Source organism: Oleiphilus sp. HI0132 (assembly GCF_001635845.1).
In genome coordinates this window covers 1-543 of record NZ_LWGJ01000976.1, presented here as the reverse complement: position 1 = coordinate 543, position 543 = coordinate 1, and the positions used below count along the sequence as shown (strand labels likewise).

The window sequence follows — 543 nt, the reverse complement described above, 5'->3', positions numbered from 1 at the left end:
GACTTGTTGGCTGAAGACTGTGGTGGTGCAGGTTCAGAAGAATACAACGAGATGCTTGAATTGGTTGAAATGGAAATTCGTGAGTTGCTAGACACTTATGAGTTCCCAGGTGATGATACGCCAATTATCGCAGGTTCTGCTTTGATGGCATTGAACGGCGAAGATGATAACGAGCTAGGTACAACTGCTGTTAAGAAGTTGGTTGAGTCGCTAGATTCTTATATTCCAGAGCCAGAGCGTGCTGTAGATCAGCCATTCCTAATGCCTGTTGAGGACGTGTTCTCAATCTCAGGTCGTGGTACGGTTGTAACGGGTCGAGTTGAGCGTGGTATCATCAAAGTTGGTGAAGAAATCGAGATTGTTGGTATCAAGGAAACTCAAACCACTACTTGTACTGGTGTTGAGATGTTCCGTAAGCTTCTAGACGAAGGTCGTGCGGGTGAGAACGTTGGTGTTCTTCTGCGTGGTACTAAGCGTGACGAAGTTGAGCGTGGTCAGGTTCTATGTGTGCCTGGTTCTGTTAAGCCTCACACTAAGTTTGAA

General features: G+C 46.2%; 1 protein-coding gene. It reads left to right on the top strand.

All coding sequences use genetic code 11. The features are described 5' to 3' along the window. The coding region (locus A3766_RS11010) for an EF-Tu/IF-2/RF-3 family GTPase (protein WP_255375444.1) at positions 1-543 on the top strand (543 nt) is incomplete at both ends.